Annotated in this window: 12 protein-coding genes; 4 read left to right on the top strand and 8 right to left on the bottom strand. The window is 57.8% G+C overall.

The window, feature by feature from the left end:
- Nucleotides 1-9 precede the first annotated feature (9 nt).
- Nucleotides 10-603: a DedA family protein gene (locus FYB92_RS01645; RefSeq protein ID WP_003616838.1), complete on the top strand. Its 594-nt coding sequence runs from the start codon at nt 10-12 to the stop codon at nt 601-603.
- Entirely contained in the window at nt 600-1,541 is a 942-nt protein-coding gene (locus FYB92_RS01640) for an SDR family oxidoreductase (RefSeq protein WP_332828066.1), read from the top strand. Before FYB92_RS01645 ends, FYB92_RS01640 begins: the two co-directional genes overlap by 4 nt.
- Nucleotides 1,542-1,738: 197 nt before the next feature.
- Here FYB92_RS01640 and FYB92_RS01635 read toward each other — a convergent pair whose 3' ends face one another.
- The 6 genes from FYB92_RS01635 to FYB92_RS01610 all read right to left on the bottom strand — a co-directional run bounded on the left by FYB92_RS01635 (nt 1,739) and on the right by FYB92_RS01610 (nt 9,409).
- Entirely contained in the window at nt 1,739-2,443 is a 705-nt protein-coding gene (locus FYB92_RS01635) for a tRNA (guanosine(46)-N(7))-methyltransferase TrmB (protein WP_040510317.1), read from the bottom strand.
- A gap of 101 nt (nt 2,444-2,544) precedes the next feature.
- Entirely contained in the window at nt 2,545-3,732 is a 1,188-nt protein-coding gene (metK, locus tag FYB92_RS01630; protein WP_003616845.1) for a methionine adenosyltransferase, read from the bottom strand.
- A gap of 133 nt (nt 3,733-3,865) precedes the next feature.
- Nucleotides 3,866-4,666, bottom strand: coding sequence for a 4-hydroxy-tetrahydrodipicolinate reductase (dapB, locus tag FYB92_RS01625; RefSeq protein ID WP_062808415.1), 801 nt, complete (start codon nt 4,664-4,666; stop codon nt 3,866-3,868).
- 628 nt (nt 4,667-5,294) lie between these two features.
- Nucleotides 5,295-6,422, bottom strand: a complete 1,128-nt coding sequence (dnaJ, locus tag FYB92_RS01620) for a molecular chaperone DnaJ (protein WP_003616848.1) — start codon at nt 6,420-6,422, stop codon at nt 5,295-5,297.
- A gap of 237 nt (nt 6,423-6,659) precedes the next feature.
- The gene (gene dnaK / locus FYB92_RS01615; protein ID WP_003616850.1) at nt 6,660-8,582 is read right to left on the bottom strand and encodes a molecular chaperone DnaK; all 1,923 of its coding nucleotides are present in this window, start codon (nt 8,580-8,582) and stop codon (nt 6,660-6,662) included.
- 197 nt (nt 8,583-8,779) lie between these two features.
- On the bottom strand, nt 8,780-9,409 hold the full coding sequence (locus FYB92_RS01610) for a nucleotide exchange factor GrpE (RefSeq protein WP_003616853.1): 630 nt from the start codon (nt 9,407-9,409) through the stop codon (nt 8,780-8,782).
- 266 nt (nt 9,410-9,675) lie between these two features.
- Here FYB92_RS01610 and FYB92_RS01605 point away from each other — a divergent pair, with 266 nt between their 5' ends.
- Entirely contained in the window at nt 9,676-10,386 is a 711-nt protein-coding gene (locus FYB92_RS01605) for a response regulator transcription factor (RefSeq protein ID WP_062809736.1), read from the top strand.
- A gap of 27 nt (nt 10,387-10,413) precedes the next feature.
- Nucleotides 10,414-12,165, top strand: coding sequence for a stimulus-sensing domain-containing protein (locus FYB92_RS01600; RefSeq protein ID WP_062808417.1), 1,752 nt, complete (start codon nt 10,414-10,416; stop codon nt 12,163-12,165).
- A 208-nt stretch (nt 12,166-12,373) separates the two neighbouring features.
- Here the strand turns inward: FYB92_RS01600 and FYB92_RS01595 are convergent, their stop codons facing one another.
- Together FYB92_RS01595 and FYB92_RS01590 are read right to left on the bottom strand one after the other, a co-directional pair.
- Nucleotides 12,374-14,167, bottom strand: coding sequence for an HAD-IIIC family phosphatase (locus FYB92_RS01595; RefSeq protein WP_332828065.1), 1,794 nt, complete (start codon nt 14,165-14,167; stop codon nt 12,374-12,376).
- 379 nt (nt 14,168-14,546) lie between these two features.
- Nucleotides 14,547-16,118 carry a hypothetical protein gene (locus FYB92_RS01590; RefSeq protein ID WP_062808419.1) on the bottom strand — a complete coding sequence of 524 codons (1,572 nt, stop codon included), beginning with the start codon at nt 16,116-16,118 and terminating at the stop codon, nt 14,547-14,549.
- Nucleotides 16,119-16,356: the final 238 nt, after the last annotated feature.

Genomic DNA, 16,356 nt, shown 5'->3' with positions numbered 1-16,356 from the left:
GTTATCGTCATGCTGGAAAGCATGGGCGTGCCGCTGCCTGCGGAAACGCTTCTGATTTCCGCCGCGATCTATTGCGCCAGCACGCATCATATGGAGATCCGCTGGGTCGCCACTGCTGCCGTGCTGGGGGCGATCATGGGCGACAACCTTGGATACCTGATCGGTCGTATCTTCGGCTTTCCGCTGCTGGAACGTCATGGCGCCAAGCTGGGCCTGACGCCAAAACGGCTGAAACTGGGGCGGTTCCTGTTCAAGCGGCATGGGGGAACAATCGTCCTGTTCGGGCGCTTTGTCGCCATATTGCGCGTATTCATTGCCCTGCTTGCCGGGGCGAACCACATGCCGTGGCATCTTTTTCTGGTGTTCAATGCGCTTGGCGGCCTGTTGTGGGCGGGGGGATATGCGTTCGGGGCCTATTACCTGGGACATAAGGTGATGCAGATCTCCGGTCCCGTGGGTATCACCTTTGGCGTGCTGGGGGCCATCGGGCTTGTGGCTTCCATTGTCTTCCTGCGTCGCAATGAACAGCGCCTGACCGAAGAAGCCGAAGCCGCCATGGAAAAAGACATGCAGAAATCCGAACAGCAGGACGCCTCATCATGACAGTGCAGTGGGATATCACACAGGCGCCGCGCCTGAAGGGGCAGGTGGCGGTTGTCACCGGGGCCACTGGCGGGTTGGGATACGCCACCGCACAGGGGCTGCTTGCGCGCGGGGCGGAGGTCATCCTTGCGGGGCGTAACCCGGCCAAGGGGGCCGCCGCGCTGGAACGGTTGCGCGTTGCCTGCCCGGATGGGACGGTTGATTTCATGACGCTGGACCTTGCCTCCCTGCACTCCATCGCCGATTTCACGCAGAACCTGTCAGGGCGCACTGGGACGGTCGATATCCTCGTCAACAATGCAGGTATCATGGGGGCACCCCGGCGGCAGGAAACCGTTGATGGGTTCGAACTGCAGTTCGGGACAAACTTCCTCGGTCCGTTCGCCCTGACGGCGCGGCTGCGCCCCTTGCTCTGTGCGGGGCGGAATGGCGCGCGGGTCGTCACGGTCGCAAGCCTTGCCGCGTTGGAGGGCAGGTTGGTGTTCGATGACCTTCAGGCGCGTCACAGCTATACCCCTTTCGGCGCCTATCGGCAGAGCAAGCTTGCCGACCTGATACTTGCCCTCGAACTCGACCGGCAGGCACGCCAGCATGGATGGCCGGTCCATTCCATCGCCGCCCATCCCGGCTGGGCCATGACCGATATCGCCACCAGCCGTTCCACCAGCCCGCAGGGATTGCGTGAACGCCTGCTGCGGCGTGCGACACGGGTGGCCTTTACCCTGATGGGACAATCAGCCGAACGTGGTGCGCTGCCGATCCTGTTTGCGGCTACTGCGCCACAGGCGCGTGATGGCGGGTATTATGGGCCCGATGGCTGGGGGGAACGGCGTGGCAACGTGACGGAGGCGGTCGTGCCGCCCGCCGCGCGTGACCTGCAACTGGCACAGCGTTTGTGGCAGGTATCGGAACGGCTGACCGGGACCGTATTGTCATAAGGGGTGTTTACGGGGGCTTTGCCCCAGCCCCCTCAAGGGTCATAGACCTTTGGAAACCATGATTTTCAAATGAATCAGGGTGCAGGGAACGTGTTCCCTGCCGGGTCCGGGTCCGGGTCCGGGTCCGGGTCCGGGTCTGGGCCGCGCCCGGACGTTTCATGCGTGCGATGGTGTATCGGGGGGCACAGAAAAAGCCGTCAGTTTCGTATAAAGGTCCAGTAAAATGGCTGCCGTCCGGCCTTCAGCGCCTTGGCCTCATACCGTGTCGGCGGCCAGCCTTCGGGGCGTTCGAGTACCGGCGGGGCTGTGCGGAATAATGTCTGCGCACCCATCACTTCCTCCACCCAGGCCTGATAGGTGGGATCGTCGCTGGCCACGCGCCAGATTGCGCCGGGTTTAAGGATGCGCGCCATCATGCGCACCGTATCCGGATGGACAAAGCGTCGCTTGGCATGGCGTGCTTTTGGCCATGGATCGGGAAACATGAGGAAGGCGCGCGCGATCGACGCATCGGGCAGTTCACGCAGCAGGATGCGCGCATCTTCGTCCCATATGCGCAACATATCGGGCACCGGCGCATCACCTTCGTGATCGTCGGGGACAAGGCGTGACAGCAGCGAACACAGGCCGTTGTCAAAAACCTCGCACGCGATATAGCCCACATCGGGATGGGTCGTGTGCTGCGCAAGGGAGTGTTCGCCCCCGCCAAAACCAACCTCCAGCCAGATTTCACGTGGGGTGTGGCCAAAGGCGTGGGCCGGGTCCGCCATCGCGGTTGTGGGAAAGCGCATGCGGGGCAGCGTCAGATCAAGCAGGCGCTGCTGGCGCGGACGCAGGGGATGGCCACGCTGGCGCCCGTACAGGCGATCGGGTGACGCCTTTACATCCACACTAGCCGTCATGAAAAAAGTCATCCTTGGTCGGATGCGATGGGGCATTGCCCGCATCGCGTCATGGCGTGACTGGCCCCGCCATCAACGGGACCGGCCACGCCGTCAGGCACTTAGCGGTTGAAGGCGCTGCGCAGGGTGTCGACGAGGTCCGTCTTCTCCCACGTGAAATCGTCCTTCGCCGCGTCGGGCGTGCGGCCGAAATGGCCATAGGCGGAGGTCTGGGTATAGATCGGGCGGTTCAGGCGCAGGTGCTTGCGGATGCCGCGCGGCGACAGGTCCATCACTTCGCGCAGGACACGGCCCAGCTTGTCTTCATCCACATCCTTGCCCGTCTCTGCAAGGTCAACATAGACCGACAGCGGATGCGACACGCCAATGGCGTACGAGATCTGCAGCGTGCAGGCATCGGCCAGGCCCGCCGCAACGATGTTCTTTGCCAGGTAACGGCAGGCATAGGCCGCGGAACGGTCAACCTTCGTCGGGTCCTTGCCGGAGAACGCGCCGCCGCCATGCGGGGCCGCCCCGCCATAGGTGTCAACGATGATCTTGCGTCCCGTCAGGCCGCAATCCCCATCGGGACCACCGATCACGAAAACGCCGGTCGGGTTGACGTAGAATTCTTCTTCCGGGCACATCCAGCCTTCGGGAAGGATATCCTTCACCACGCTGCGCAGGTCTTCGCGGATGGCCTGCTGGCTTGCGCCTTCGACATGCTGGGTGGAGATCACGACCGAGGTCGCGCCAACCGGCTTGCCATCGACATAACGCAGGGTGACCTGGCTCTTGGCGTCCGGCTGCAGGGCTGCGGCGCGCGGGTCGCCCGCCTTGCGCAGGTCACGGATGCGATGAAGGATGCCATGTGCGTAATGCAGCGGTGCCGGCATCAGGCTTTCGGTTTCGCGCGTGGCAAAGCCGAACATGATCCCCTGATCGCCTGCGCCTTCGTCCTTTTCGCCCGCGCTGTCAACGCCTACGGCGATGTCGGCGGATTGCGCATGCAGGTAATATTCAACCTCGGCGTTTTTCCATGAAAAGCCCGGCTGGTCATACCCGATGTCGCGCACGGCTTCACGCGCGCCTTCGATCAGTTGCTCTGGCGTGACAGATGCAGGGCCACGCACTTCACCGGCAAGGACGATGCGGTTGGTCGTGACGAGGGTTTCACACGCAACGCGGGATTCACCGTCGGCCGTCAGGAACGCGTCAAGAACGGTATCGCTGATCCGGTCGGCAACCTTGTCAGGATGTCCTTCCGATACGGATTCCGAGGTAAATAGAAAGTCGCCTTTGTTGCGCATGTTAATTCCATAATGTCTGGTAAAAGGACGATGGGACGCCTCGAACACAGGCGTTAAACAGTGCACGGATTTGGCCGAAGTTCCCGTTAGCGTCAAGTTTTTTTGCGGAATACCCCCATCGCGTGCGTGAAATTCACTCCAGACCCAGTACGTTATCCATTGAATACAGACCAGCCCCCCGCGTTCTGCTCCACTGTGCTGCGCGCACCGCGCCAGTGGCATAAATGCGGCGGTTAAAGGACCGGTGGGTCAGAGAAAGCTGTTCATTGGCGGACGTAAAGATGAGGCTGTGTTCGCCCACCACCTGTCCCCCGCGCAGGACGGCGAAGCCGATGGCATCATCGGCACGCGGGCCGGTATGTCCGTCACGGGCGGTTTCGATATGGTCCTTCAGCACGATGCCGCGCCCGTCCGCCACGGCGTTGCCAATCGCCAGCGCCGTGCCTGAGGGGGCATCGACTTTCTGCCTGTGATGCATTTCCAGTATTTCGGCATCATATTCGCCTCCCGGCAGGGCCGCGGCCATCTGGCGCGCCAGGCGGGTCATCAACGTCACCCCGGGGGAAAAGTTCGCTGCCTGCACCACAGCAATGCGCCGGGCCGCCTGCTCGACCGCCGCCTGATCTTCATCGCCCAGGCCGGTCGTGCCTAGTACCCATGCCGTTCCGGCCTGTGTCAGGGCCTGGGCATGTGCGCGCACGGTTGCGACATTGGTGAAGTCGATTACCACATCGCAGACCTGTGCAAGGTCCGCCATGGAGGTAAAGACAGGACAGGGCGGGGCGATGGTGTCGCCGCCAGCAGGGTCCATGACGCCGTTGCGTGTTGACCCCCCCGCCAGAATGGCGCCAGCCGCCGCGACTTCCTCACGCAGCAGGCGGCCCACCCGACCATTGATCCCGGCAATGCCGATACGCACCGTTTTCGTGTCCATGAAACTCTCCGCCCCGCTGTGATCCTGATAAAACTAACAAAAGTTCCTGGGGGCCGGATTTTTTCACAAAGGCGGCTTTCCTTGAAGCTTTCTGGGGAAATCTTCATCAAAAACTTTTTTCGAAAGTGTTTGAAAATACCCCATTGATAAGGAATGGGAAAATTCGGGCGTTTTCCGGGTCTTTTGAAAATATGCTGTCCTGTAAAGAATGTTCCAAAAATATTTGCCATTCCAGTGGGTTGCTGGACAAAAATTTCAAACGGCCTTTTGTATTTTCAGGATTTTCGCTGGATTGTCTGTGCAGACAACCTTCATAAGAGAGTGTTTGAAAACAAGTCATTGATAAAAAACAGGAAAAGTTTTTGGGTGCCGCCTTTCGATCGAAAAAGGCGGCGTCTTTCGAAGCTTTTTGGAAAAAGCTTCACCAAAAAACCTTTATAATTTCAGTATGTTATCGCGCCTGACTTTTCAAACAGTCTCTAAACAGATGGCGGCGCGACCGGGGGATCGCGCCGCCTGTAACATATCCATGGTGCAAGTTGGGGGGACACCATGCATATGAAAAAGGAGCCTATACCCGATCCGGCGGCCATTTCAACCATGGCGCACCGGGCCGGGGCGATGATGGTCAGAGCTTGCCTTCGAGGAAGTCCTTCACCTTGCTGAAGAAGCCGGTGCTCTCCGGGCTGCCCTTGTCATGTCCCCCACCATCGGCCTCGAACTCCTCAAGCAGTTCACGCTGACGGCGCGTCAGGTGGCGCGGGGTTTCCACGACGACCTGAATATACATGTCGCCCCGTGCCGAAGACCGCAGGACGGAGAACCCCTTGCCACGCAGGCGGAAATTCTCGCCCGTCTGGGTGCCTGCCGGGATCTTTACCTTGGTACGTGACCCATCAACGACCGGTACCTCGATTTCCGTACCCAGCGCCGCCTGCGCCATGCGCACCGGCACACGGCAGTAAATGTTGGCCCCGTCGCGCTGGAACAGGGGATGGGCCTCCACGCTGATATGGACATACAGGTCGCCCGGCGTGACGCCTGCGCCACCGGCCTCGCCCTCGCCCGACAGGCGGATGCGCGTGCCATCCTCGACCCCTGCCGGAATCGCGACCTCCAGCGTGCGGTTCTTTTCCACCGTGCCGGTGCCATGACATGCCTTGCAGGGATTGCGGATCAGGCGACCGCTGCCATGACAGGTCGGGCAGGGACGTTCCACAAAGAAGAAGCCCTGTTGTGCGCGGACCTTGCCCGCACCATGGCAGGAGGGGCAGGTTTCTGCCGGCTGGTCCTTGTCTGCGGACCCGGTGCCGTCACAGCTTTCGCAGGTCACGCGCGTGGGGACGCTGATCTGTTTTTTAACGCCGGAGAATGCCTCTGCGAACGTGATGCTGACCTGCACCTGCAGGTCAGCCCCCGCGCGACGGCCGCCGCGACGTCCCCCCATCATGTCGCCGAACATCTGTTCAAAGATATCGCCAAGCCCGCCACCGCCGAAATCAAAGCCACCGGCACCAGGGCCGCCACCCTCGAACGCCGCATGGCCAAAGCGGTCGTAGGCCGCGCGTTTCTGATCGTCCTTCAGGACGTCATAGGCTTCGTTGATTTCCTTGAACCGGTTTTCGGACTCGGTATCGCCGGGATTACGGTCCGGGTGGTATTTCATGGCCAGCCGGCGATACGCCCTCTTGATTTCGGTGCCATCGGCATCACGGGCAACTTCCAGAACCGCGTAGTAATCAAGATTGGTGGCCATAATGGGTCCTCGGTGGAAACGGGGCCGCCCCGGGACGGGGGATGGGTGTCCCTGTTATGGGCACGGCGGAACCGTTGTCGATTGGGGTGGGGAATCCGCATCGGATTCCTGTCGGGGCTTTAAAAACAGGAAAGGCGCCCGTCTTCCACGAAGCACGGGCGCCACCTGGGACCAGGGGCGGAATGCACATGGCTTCCGCGCCCCCGTTACCGGAGCATGTATGACGCCTTGCGACGATCAGGACGATTTCTTGCTGTCGTCCACATCCTCGAAGTCGGCATCCATGACCTTTTCGCCGTTCGGGGCGGCACCCGCACCCGGCGCGGCACCTGCGGCACCCGGCGCGCCTTCTGCCTGACCGGCCTTATAGACGGCTTCACCCACCTTCATCGCAGCCTGTGTCAGGCGATCGGTCGCCGTCTTCAGAGCTTCGGCATCGCTGCCTTCAAGGGCCTTGCGGACCTCGGCAATCGCGGTTTCAGCTTCGGCCTTGTCGGCTGCCGGAACCTTGTCGCCAGCTTCGGACAGGGACTTTTCGACCTGATGGGTCAGACCTTCGGCCTGGTTGCGGGCCTCGACCTGTTCCTTCTTGATCTTGTCGGCGGCGGCATTCGCTTCCGCGTCCTTGACCATGTTTTCGATGTCGGATTCAGACAGCCCGCCGGACGCCTGGATCTTGATCTGCTGTTCTTTGCCGGTCGCCTTGTCCTTGGCGGACACGGACACGATGCCGTTGGCGTCGATGTCGAACGTCACCTCGATCTGCGGCACGCCACGCGGGGCGGGCGCGATCCCGGTCAGGTCGAACGTGCCGAGCATCTTGTTGTCGGCAGCCATTTCACGTTCGCCCTGATAGACCTTGATGGTCACGGCGTTCTGGTTGTCTTCGGCCGTGGAGAAGGTCTGGCTCTTCTTCGTCGGGATCGTCGTGTTGCGGTCGATCAGGCGGGTGAACACACCGCCAAGCGTCTCGATCCCCAGTGACAGCGGCGTCACGTCGAGGAGCAGGACGTCCTTCACGTCACCCTGCAGCACGGCGCCCTGTACCGCGGCGCCGATGGCCACGACTTCGTCAGGGTTCACGTTGCGGGCGGGTTCCTTGCCGAAGAACTGCTTCACCGCCTCGATGACCTTGGGCATGCGGGTCATGCCGCCGACCAGGATCACTTCGTCGATTTCACCAGCGTTGACCGACGCATCCTTCAGCGCGGCACGGCAGGGTTCCAGCGTGCGCTGGATCAGGTCGTCAACCAGGCTTTCCAGCTTCGCGCGGGTCAGCTTCAGCACAAGGTGCTTCGGCCCGGACGCATCGGCCGTGATGAACGGCAGGTTGATTTCCGTTTCCTTGGCGGAGGACAGCTCGATCTTCGCCTTTTCCGCGGCTTCCTTCAGGCGCTGCAGGGCCAGCTTGTCCTGACGCAGGTCGATGCCCTGCTCGCGCTTGAACTCATCCGCGAGGTAGGAAATGATCCGCGCGTCAAAGTCTTCACCGCCGAGGAACGTGTCGCCATTGGTGGACTTCACCTCGATCACGCCATCGGAGATTTCGAGGATCGAGACGTCGAACGTGCCACCACCAAGGTCATAGACCGCGATCGTGCCGCCGTTCTTCTTCTGCAGGCCATAGGCAAGGGCTGCTGCCGTCGGCTCGTTGATGATGCGCAGGACTTCGAGACCCGCGATACGGCCCGCGTCCTTTGTCGCCTGACGCTGCGCGTCGTTGAAGTAGGCCGGGACCGTGATAACGGCCTGCGTCACAGTTTCGCCGAGATAGGATTCAGCCGTTTCCTTCATCTTGCCCAGGATGAAGGCGGAAATCTGTGCCGGGGCATATTTCTTGCCCTGTGCCTCGACCCACGCATCGCCATTGTCGCCCTTGACGATGGCATAGGGGACAAGGTCCTTGTCCTTTGCGACGGTCGGGTCGTCAAAGCGACGGCCGATCAGACGCTTGACCGCATACAGCGTGTTGGACGGGTTTGTGACGGCCTGACGCTTTGCCGCCTGACCCACCAGCATTTCACCATTGTCGGTGAACGCCACCATGGACGGGGTGGTGCGTGCGCCTTCGCTGTTTTCAATAACGCGGGTTTCGTCGCCTTCGCGAACCGCAACGCACGAATTGGTCGTGCCAAGGTCGATACCGATAACCTTACCCATGAATACTCTCCTTGATAGCGGCCTGCGTGGACCCGAAGCATCCGCGCAAACCCTTTGATCGTTCATTCATTTGCCAACGGGGACAGGGGACTGTCATCTTCACATCCACCCGTCAGCGTTACTTTCCGATTTAAGCAGCCCCCTGCGCCCTTTCAAGGGGGTGGGCGCCGATCAATCGGCATTTTCAGCCCGTGATATCAGGCCTGTCCCTTGGACACGACGACCATTGCAGGCTTCAGCAGGCGACCATGCAGTGTCCATGCGGGCGTCCATGCCTGCATGACGGTGCCGGCGGGGTGTTCGTCGCTGTGCTGTTCGGCCATCGCCTGGTGCTGGTTGGCGTCGAACGGCTTGCCCTGTGCATCCACGGCGACGATGCCGTTGCGTTCAAGGATGCCGATGAACGAGCGTTCGGTGCTTTCGATTCCCTCGCGCATGCTTTTGATGATGCCGTCTTCGTCCTCTGTGGGGGCGGGCAGGCTTGCAAGCGCGCGCTTGAGGTTTTCTGCGGCTTCCACCACGTCGCGGGCGAATTTCTGCGTGGCGTACTGCCGCGCATCCTCGATTTCGCGCTTGGTGCGGGTGCGCAGGTTCTGCATTTCCGCCTCTGCGCGTACCCATTTTTCACGCATGGCAGCGACTTCGGCCTCCAGCTCCGCAATGCGGTCCGGGGTTTCGGCACCGGTTTCCGTCGCGCCTTGCGCCGTGGCTTCGGCCTCGGTTGCCGCGGCGTCGTGTGGTGACTGCGTGCCCTCTGTGTGGGGCTGGTGTGCGCTGGCGCCGTATGGGGCGTCAGCGTTGGGGGTGGGGTCTGTATCGTGGGTCATGACCTATCAAGTAGGTAACGGTCGCCAGATGGACAAGGCATGACGCTCTGCACAGGCATGCCGAATTTGCGTGCCGTGCCGTCTTCGCTTTCTGCCCCGTCAGGTGCCGGGCGGCCGTCCCGTCCCTTCCTCATGTTCATCAATATGGCGCATGCCCTCATGACATGCGGGTCGATATGACGCTATGCTTCAACCGCCCCACAAGGCAAGTCCCCGACGCGCGCGCCCGGTGGCCGCAATCCGCAGATGAAGCAGAAGAGATCCTGATGGAGCCGACGAAACAGACGATCGTGCTGGTTGATGACGATCGCAACATCCTGACGTCCGTGCAGATGACGCTGGAAGCGGAAGGGTTCACCGTCCATACCTATACCGATGGTGAAAGCGCCCTGCATGGCCTGATGAGCCGTGCGGCCGATCTGGCGGTGCTCGATATCAAGATGCCGCGCATGGACGGGATGGAGCTGTTGCAGCGGCTGCGTGCGCGGTCGCAGCTTCCGGTTATCTTCCTGTCGTCCAAGGATGAGGAGGTGGACCAGTTGATGGGCCTGCGGCTGGGGGCGGACGACTATATCACCAAGCCCTTTTCGCAACGCCTCCTGCTGGAGCGTATCCGTGCGCTGCTGCGCCGTAACGAGCTGACCCGTAACGAGGCCGTGGGCGCGAACCCGGCGGGCAATATGGTGCGCGGCAACCTCTCGCTTGACGAGACGCGCCACCAGTGCCTGTGGCATGGGCGTGATATCCAGTTGACGGTAACGGAATTCCTGCTGGTCAAGGCGCTGGCCACACGTCCTGGCCTGGTAAAGTCGCGCGATCAGTTGATTGATGCCGCGTATGGCGAGAACATCTATGTCGATGACCGGACCATCGACAGCCATATCAAGCGTGTGCGCAAGAAGTTCCGGCAGGTGGATGAGGATTTCAACCAGATCGAGACGCTGTACGGCATAGGCTATCGCTATAAGGAAGAGTAGGATTTTCCCCTGAAGCGCCCGATCACCATGCCTGATATCGCCGTGCGCCTGTCCGCGTTGCGCGCGCGCCTGCGCCCCAGGGGCACGGGCGGCCGCCTGTCGGGGAACACGGCCGCCGCCGTGGCGTATATGGAGTACCGCACGCGGCTGGTCTCTCCGCTCATGCGGCGCATCTTGCTGGTCAATATGTTGCCGCTGGGGCTGCTGGCGCTGACATTGCTGTATCTGACACAGTTCCAGAACAGCCTGCTGGAGGCCGAGGTGTCGGCCCTGCGAGAACAGGCGCGCATCTATGCCGGTGCGCTGGGGCAGAGTGCGGTGACATCCACGCGCCATGGGGTCCTGCTGGACCCTGCGCTGGCGCGTCCTTTGCTGCTGCGCCTGACGGAGCCAAGCCCAAGCGCGCGTGCCCGCCTGTTCGCCCCTGATGGCCAGCCGGTTGCCGACAGTCGTGTCGAACGGGTTGGGCGCGCCCCCACACCGCCCGGTGGTACGGCGCATGACGGGATGGGGGAGGAAGACGACCATTCCCCCCTGTATCCCGAGTCCCGGAATATTGGCGAACGGCTGTATAACTGGCTGCTGTCGCAACTGCCGACCCTGTCGGGGGAGCGGATCATGACGCTTGATACCCCCGACACCGACCCATCGGTGCAGCCGGTGGCCGGGCCGAACGGCATGCGCATCATGGAAATGCCCCCCTATATCCGCCGCACCGCGCACCAGCGCCTGATGGTGACGGTGGCTGAACCCGTGATGCATGAGGGGCAGACCACGGTGGGGATCATCCAGTTGACGCGTGAGGCGCGCGACGTGGACCGGTCCCTGTTCGCCGTGCGGTCGTCCATCCTGTCGCTGTTCCTGATGGCGCTGGCGCTGACGATCCTGCTGTCATGGTATCTGTCGCTGACAATCGCGCGGCCATTGCTGCGCTTGGCGGCATCGGCGCATGTGATGCGTGAATCTTCCGGCCGGACCGATACCGTGCCCGAACGCCTGCTGTTGCGCCGTGACGAGATCGGGGAGGTGGCGCGTGCGCTTCAGGACAGCGCAAGCGCGCTGTGGGCGCGCATGGACGCCATTGAACGCTTTGCTGCCGATGTCAGCCATGAAATCAAGAACCCTCTGTCATCCATCCGGTCCGCCATTGAAACGTTGCTGCGTATCGAGGACCCCGAACGCCAGCGGCGGCTGATGATGATCATCCATGACGATGTGCGCAGGCTGGACCGGCTGATTACCGATATTTCCGATGCCAGCCGCGTTGATGCCGAACTGTCGCGTGCGCGCGCCGAACCACTGGCGGTGGTGCCGCTGTTGTCGGTTCTGGCGGAAATCCACCAGACCACGCGCCAGCCCGGACAGCCGGTCATGGGTGTCGCAAGCAGCGGCAACAGTGCCGAGCGTCCGTTGACCGTCATGGCGGTGGAGGACAGGTTGGTGCAGGTGTTGCGTAACCTGATCGGCAACGCGATTTCGTTTTCGCCCCCCGACGGGCAGATCCTGCTGAGCGCGGTTCCGGCGGGCAATATGGTGGAAATAGCCGTTGCCGATGAAGGGCCAGGCATTCCGCAGGCGAAGCTGGATAATATTTTTGACCGTTTCTATTCCGAGCGCCCGACAAGCGAGAATTTCGGACAGCATTCGGGATTGGGCCTGTCCATCAGCCGCCAGATCGTCGAGGCCCTGCGCGGGACAATCAGCGCGGAAAACAGGATTGATGCCGATGGGAAAGTTACCGGCGCAAGATTTGTCATCTGCCTGCCAAGAGTAGGTTAGATGCGATATGAATGTGCAGTCCAAGGCATGGTTTCGCAAAACCCATTGATTATAAAATGGTATATTTAATGATATGGACCTTGTAATTCGGGATGTTTCCTTTTTCCGGGAATTGTCACGAACCTCGTGCTTTGGGTTCAAGAAGAGACGCCATATTTAAAAAATATGGCGTCCGGGAATGTTTTTCACCATAGGATCACGAATGGCATTATGCCTCGTGTAACATGGCGGTTGCGGGCTGTGCATCGTGTGTGGATTTTGGTGTGGGTGTGGGTGTGGGTGTGGGTGTGGGTGTGGGTGTGGTGCCTGATGACACGATGTCGGTAATGGCTTTGTAAATCCTGTAATACACCATGCGTCCGAAGTGCTCCCGGTCGGTCTGGTCACTTTTGTCCCTGACATAATCATCAAGTTGCAGGGGGAAAGAATTTTTTCTTTGCGTTATCAGTTCAATGATTTTCTGGTTGAACGGGATATGGGTCAGGACGGTTTCAAGTTCATTCTCCCGATTGAGGAATTTTTCCCCACCCAGCAGGATAAATAAGAAAGCCCCTTCGGGAATGCGGGATAGGATATCCCTCAGGCAGTTTTCGAAATATGATGGGTCCGGGCTGTGATAATGAAAATCTCCTGATGCGGCATTGCGGAAAATATCATCAAGGAATTTATTCTGGTCATGGTATTCTTCGCGTGAAAAATTCTCCGTCATGATGGAACGGCATTCAGGGAATGGATACCTGATGACATTATCCTGGTATGAATATGTTGCGTACAATGCATCAACGGAAAAATTCAGCACGTACACATCAAAGGTCATATCATTGAACTGCGTTTTAAAATCTTCACGCCGATAACCAAGCTGCGATATCCATTCCAGCCGCTCATCCGTCAGTCCATAGATCGCGTCACGGAAAAGTTGTGAATGGTCAATGCGGATACCGACACCATCGCGACAGAAATTCTGTTCTTCAACCACATGGTTCCGGCCCTGTTTCAGGTAATGGGCCAGTCCGGCAGCGTGGCAGCCCCCGCGAATATATATGCTCTTTTTATGTGTTGTGGTTTCGGTGGCGGCGTCACGTCCTTCCTGATTGATCCAGTCAATGTGGGCCGGGGAATTCACATCCGATATGACCTTACCCTGTACATGCAGGTCGGGCCTGTCCAGCGACTGGTAAACCCATTGTTCAATCCCCATCCCCAGGATGCGGCATGAAAAACAGAAATGCTCAAAATAGCTGATCCTGTTGACGGAGACGAGGGAATAGAACCCCACGATACCGTAATCACCAAATTTATCGCTTACGCGGACGAGCCCCGAATATCTGAATGCCTGCTTGATCTGTGACAGCAGGATATCCCTGGATTCCTGCTGGTTTTCGGGCAGGCGCTGCTTTGTAAAGTTCAGTTGGTTTGTACGGTTGATCAGTTCAATGGCACGATCAAGGTGGTTTTCGACATCATAGATGATTTCCACCTTGATGTTACTTTCTTTCAGGAAGCCTTCGATGGTGGAGAAGGTTTCTTTCTCTTCATCCCGGCTTTCAAGAATTTTGTAATGTTTCAGTCGTGACAGGACCGTATCATCCTTGCCCATCATACGTGCATCGACCAGAAGGTGGGGAATGACATGTTCATCTGCAACCTGGATTGCCGGGTTGACCGACAGCACTTCCTGAAGGTTATGGGGATTGTCATCAATGAACAGGACTGTTTCAGGACGAAGCTGTATACGCCTGATGATTTCAGAAACCCTCCCCCCTTTTGGGGACCAGTCGATGCTGGGGAATACGAAATAATCCCAGATCCCTTTTTCCTGCAGGATGCGTTGAACGGAATCTGGGTCATTTTTTGAACAAATGGAACTCATGATGCCTCTCTTGGCAAGTTCCACGACGATATTATGATGTTCATCCGAATAGGAAATACCCCCTTCGGTCAGGGTGCCATGCCAAAATGTTTCATCAAGATCCCATATAACAAGACGAATTTCTTCAGACATAAAATTTCTCCATCAGGCGGATGACGCTTTGGCGTATTGGAGACAAAATATTGTAAATTATTCGTCAATATTTTAATAATATATGAATTTCAATATTTTTATGAACTTTTAAAGTAATATATAAACATTAATCTATGATAAAATCTGGTTTTTAAGAGTATTTGAATAATTTTTGCAGAATTTATTACAAAAAATACAGTCCTAAAATTTCCATTAAGAACCTGTTTGAAAAGATAATTCCGATAAAATATTGAAAATAGTAAAAGTTTTTGGTGAAGCTTTTTTCAAAAAGCTTCGAAAGACGTTGCCTTTTCCGATCAGGAGGCAACATAAAAATATTTCCCTATTGTTTATCAAGAATTTGTTTTCAAACGGTTTTTTAAATCTCCTTCCCAAGGGGAAGATGGTACCAATGACCGTTTTCAAAAATTGCCGGGCTATGGGCGTCCTTATCGTTTACGATCTGCCCTTCGACCGGGGTTGGGATGTTCCTGATCTGATGTTCGGTCATAGTGGGCAGGATGACGCCCTGTTTTGCGTTCAGTCTGCCAAAAATAATGGTATCCCCCGATCCTGTCAGTTCAAGTGCATCTTCATAATGTGTCACCAGATGCATATTTCCATCATAATCACCAAACATCTTGATTCTGTTCGGATCCCTGCGGCCAAAAGAAACTGGCCCCAGTTCCCCCAGCCAGAGTGCGGGCGCACAGATATTTCCAGGGCATCCGGTATTGGCATAACGCAGGTCTATGGCAGCATTTTTATAGGCCCCCATGATCTGGAACGCACTGTCATAAAACGTATAGGCCCCAGCGCGGAGCAGGATGCCATTTCCTACCTCAAGAGTGTTGTGGCTGTCGTCTTTTTGCTGTTGTGATCCAACGAGGAGGGCAACCCTGTCATGCCCGTCGTCCGCACCGCTGGCATACAGGTCTATTTCAGCGGATTCTATTCCCCCGGCCTTTGATGATGGTAATCCCGTCTTGTCGATCACGCCTGTATTTATGCCTGAAATCTGGCTTCGTGGGCCATGGCTGTCGGTAATGGCGGGACGGATTGCAAAAAGGTTCGCATCTGTTTTTATGGCCCCGTTATAAGAGGCGGCGGTCAACTGGCTGCTGAGGCAATAGACCTGTCCCCGATTTTCGATGCTGGCTTCATTACAGTTTTCAGTAATTCCAAAATGGGCGTTGTAAACAGGGTTTTTCGTGGTATTCCAGTTTTTGGCAGGTGTATTGATCGTGTAATCCACACTGACCACTGCGCCGTCGCCAGCATGATTGCCGTTTTTGGCGATGTTGAGGGTTCCGGCATAGTTGGAGACGACCGTATCACCGGTCGGTGCGGGAAAAATGCGAAAACTGTTCCCCGATGCGGCATCGCTTGCGCCATCGGATATCCAGATCTGTGTGCCCTGATACCCCGAAACGGGTGGCGTGTGATCTGTAAATGATCCTTTTGGTATCCGCAGCAGGGCCGAAGACGTAAAACTGCCCCGATAGGCGTCGAGGGAAAGGCTTTCATCACCTCCATCGAACCTGCCCCCAAAATCCAGTGGCGACAGGATATCATTGAAATGTCGTGCCATGGTACGGGATGTCATGCCGCCTGCCGTCCGTACCCGTGCCGGGCTGGCATCCCCGTCAAAGGCACCGGTCGTATCCAGTCTGGCGACGCCACCGGGTGATCCTATGTCGGTCTGTTGTACGGCGTGATCCGCATATATTGCGATTTCACCAAGGGTCATGGGCCAGGACAGGCCGGTGACGGTATCCCGCAGGTCGAGTTTTTCCGGCGGGGTCGAGGATGTGCAACCCGGCGAAAGGGCGGTCGTATTATCCGTGCATGGGGCTGCTGGATGGCGCAGGTGGTTGGGGATGCTTTCCTGTGCGATGGCGTGCCCGATACTGAGGAACAGGAAAGCGGCCACGGTGCGTTTCAGGGGCATGGCTATCGGGCTTTCATGCTTTAAGTAAAGCATATCAAATATATTGGAGAGTTTCTGAGAAATTTTGCTGCAATTTTCATTGCATATGGATTTTCATTCACATATTCACCAAATTTTTAGTGATCTTATGATGCCATGTTGTGCATGACCTCTTTAATGAACAATTAACAAAATAAAAATAACATTGATATATACAATATTAATGATATGTTAATATGAAGTGTATTTGTTAATTACT

The organism is Novacetimonas sp. GS1 (assembly GCF_036686925.1).
In the GTDB taxonomy this organism is placed as follows: domain Bacteria; phylum Pseudomonadota; class Alphaproteobacteria; order Acetobacterales; family Acetobacteraceae; genus Novacetimonas; species Novacetimonas hansenii.
Note: the sequence above shows the minus strand (reverse complement) of the source record. Positions and strands in the feature narration are given on the sequence as shown.

Bases quoted from the DNA above. Each gene is read 5' to 3' on its own strand.
- FYB92_RS01645 (WP_003616838.1), top strand. From the start codon at position 10: ATGCTGGAAAGCATGGGCGTGCCGCTGCCTGCGGAAACGCTTCTGATT.
- FYB92_RS01640 (WP_332828066.1), top strand. From the start codon at position 600: ATGACAGTGCAGTGGGATATCACACAGGCGCCGCGCCTGAAGGGGCAG.
- FYB92_RS01635 (WP_040510317.1), bottom strand. From the start codon at position 2,443: ATGACGGCTAGTGTGGATGTAAAGGCGTCACCCGATCGCCTGTACGGG.
- metK (WP_003616845.1), bottom strand. From the start codon at position 3,732: ATGCGCAACAAAGGCGACTTTCTATTTACCTCGGAATCCGTATCGGAA.
- dapB (WP_062808415.1), bottom strand. From the start codon at position 4,666: ATGGACACGAAAACGGTGCGTATCGGCATTGCCGGGATCAATGGTCGG.
- dnaJ (WP_003616848.1), bottom strand. From the start codon at position 6,422: ATGGCCACCAATCTTGATTACTACGCGGTTCTGGAAGTTGCCCGTGAT.
- dnaK (WP_003616850.1), bottom strand. From the start codon at position 8,582: ATGGGTAAGGTTATCGGTATCGACCTTGGCACGACCAATTCGTGCGTT.
- FYB92_RS01610 (WP_003616853.1), bottom strand. From the start codon at position 9,409: ATGACCCACGATACAGACCCCACCCCCAACGCTGACGCCCCATACGGC.
- FYB92_RS01605 (WP_062809736.1), top strand. From the start codon at position 9,676: ATGGAGCCGACGAAACAGACGATCGTGCTGGTTGATGACGATCGCAAC.
- FYB92_RS01600 (WP_062808417.1), top strand. From the start codon at position 10,414: ATGCCTGATATCGCCGTGCGCCTGTCCGCGTTGCGCGCGCGCCTGCGC.
- FYB92_RS01595 (WP_332828065.1), bottom strand. From the start codon at position 14,167: ATGTCTGAAGAAATTCGTCTTGTTATATGGGATCTTGATGAAACATTT.
- FYB92_RS01590 (WP_062808419.1), bottom strand. From the start codon at position 16,118: ATGCCCCTGAAACGCACCGTGGCCGCTTTCCTGTTCCTCAGTATCGGG.